The sequence below is a fragment of the Candidatus Thioglobus sp. genome, assembly GCF_028599055.1.
Lineage (GTDB): Bacteria > Pseudomonadota > Gammaproteobacteria > PS1 > Pseudothioglobaceae > Thioglobus_A.
The window spans coordinates 1-1906 of record NZ_JAQRMS010000200.1 but is presented as its reverse complement, the minus strand read 5'-3'; the positions used below and the strand labels follow the sequence as shown (position 1 = coordinate 1906).

The window sequence follows — 1906 nt, the reverse complement described above, 5'->3', positions numbered from 1 at the left end:
CCCAGAATAACATCCAACACATAAAAAAATTACTACCGTTGCTTCCTTCCGGACCTGGCGGGGTTTGTAACCATTTATTGCAGGCGCACCCTAAGCACTACCAAAAATTATTTTACGCGAATTAATCCATCGAGATTTTCAATTAGAATATAAATTCATATTGTTAATTTTTACTTGAAACTTAATCACAAATAGAAAGCAACCACTTCTCAAATTTCTGAATATTTTTATTATTAATTCTAGACTTTGGATAAACCAAATGATATCCGGGGGATTTAAGAACTTTATCTTTATAAATTCTGACCAGTTGGCCAGAGGCCAAATCATCAGCCACAAGTGCACTTCTAGCAATAGCAACACCTTGTCCAGCAATCGCAGCTTGAACAACTAAGTGCGATTGGTTTAGAGTTAATTCTTTATTGTTTTTAATATTTACATCTAACAGCTTGGCAAAATCATCCCAACCAGGCTCAACAAATATTCCGTATGCTTCGAACACGCAATCAACAGAATCATGGATTAATGTGTGATGCTTGATATCACTAATCTTATTGAAGTTATATTTCCCAGTTAATAGCTTGGGGCTAGCAACTAGAAACATAGCCTCATCCATTAAAAACTTTGCCTCTAAACGCTCATCGGCTTGATGTCCAAAACTAATACTTAAATCGTCATTTTTAAAATCACTTAAGCCTAAATGCGCATTAATATGCACATCTATATCTGGATGTTGTTTATTAAAATCACTTAAACGTGGAATAAGCCACTTAATAGCAAGCGATGGCAAAATACTAATAGTGAGAATACTTTTTTCTGTGTTTTTTCTTAATTCATCTAAAGTATTACTTATTTTGTCTAAGGCGGAATTAACCGGATTTTGTAGCGCTATTCCTTGTTCAGTAAGTTTTAGCTGTTTATGTAATCTATAAAACAAATCAAACCCAAGGCGTTGCTCTAATAGCCTTATTTGCTGGCTAACTGCAGCTTGACTAATAGATAGCTCATCTGCAGCTTTAGAAAAACTTAAATACTTAGCAGCAATACTAAAAGTATGTAGATTGTTGAGTGGCGGTAATTTGCTTTTCATTTGCATAAGAATACCTTATGCTAAGGATAAGTATTTATCGTTTGTGAAAAATATGTTTTATCCTATAATTATCGATATGAATATAGAGTATTTTTTATTGTTTTTTGGATTAATGTTTCCTTTGGTTTTCAGCCCTGGCCCAGCTAATATAGTTTTTGCCATCTCTGGAATGAAACAGGGTGTTAGAAGTTCAATTCCTTTAATAATAGGGGTGGACTTGGTTTTTATTGTTTACTCTTTACTGATAGGTTTTGGTTTGGGTGAGGTGTTACAGCGCCACCCAGCTTTAATTTTTTTATTTCAATTGTTTGGTGCTTTGTATATTATTTACTTGGCTTATAAATTTATAGAGGTTAGTAAAGCAAAGGCATCTCCTGATAAAAAAATATTCACCTTTAAAGATGGGGTTATATTACAAATGTTGAATCCAAAAGGATGGACAATGTTGTTTTTAATGTTCTCTATATTACTTGATGGTAGTTTTGATCGTAACACACAGGTAGTTGTGCTTGTTATTATGCTGGCAATATTGAATGTGGCAACTCATTTTATTTGGGTTGCTGCTGGTAGTTATATTTCTAAATGGACAGATAATAAAAAAATAGAAAAAATGCTAAATTACTTTTTTTCTGGCTCATTATTATTAGTTGCTGCTTGGATTTTAATAAATATTTATTGAGAGTTGATTTCTAGCTGGTTATTTCCCTAATCCAAATATAGAAATTGCTAAAATAGTGTTATCCCTTACCCCATATGCATTTACAAAAAATAGCCGCCGAACCTATGGGTGGGACTAATATTTTTTACAAACGCATATGG

Annotated in this window: 2 protein-coding genes and 1 other RNA gene; 1 reads left to right on the top strand and 2 read right to left on the bottom strand. The window is 33.1% G+C overall.

The annotated features are described in order from the left end of the window. Positions 1-4: 4 nt before the first annotated feature. Together ffs and gcvA are read right to left on the bottom strand one after the other, a co-directional pair. Positions 5-94: signal recognition particle sRNA small type (gene ffs, locus PSN35_RS07455), an RNA gene on the bottom strand. Positions 95-181: 87 nt separating this feature from the next. Beyond that, positions 182-1087 (bottom strand): transcriptional regulator GcvA, encoded by a 906-nt coding sequence (gene gcvA / locus PSN35_RS07450; protein WP_300031610.1) that lies wholly within the window; start codon positions 1085-1087, stop codon positions 182-184. Between gcvA and PSN35_RS07445 the strand changes: the two genes are divergently transcribed. Then, positions 1062-1766 carry a LysE family translocator gene (locus tag PSN35_RS07445; protein WP_300031607.1) on the top strand — a complete coding sequence of 235 codons (705 nt, stop codon included), beginning with the start codon at positions 1062-1064 and terminating at the stop codon, positions 1764-1766. The genes gcvA and PSN35_RS07445 overlap by 26 nt on opposite strands. Positions 1767-1906: the final 140 nt, after the last annotated feature.

Bases quoted from the DNA above. Each gene is read 5' to 3' on its own strand.
- gcvA (WP_300031610.1), bottom strand. From the start codon at position 1,087: ATGAAAAGCAAATTACCGCCACTCAACAATCTACATACTTTTAGTATT.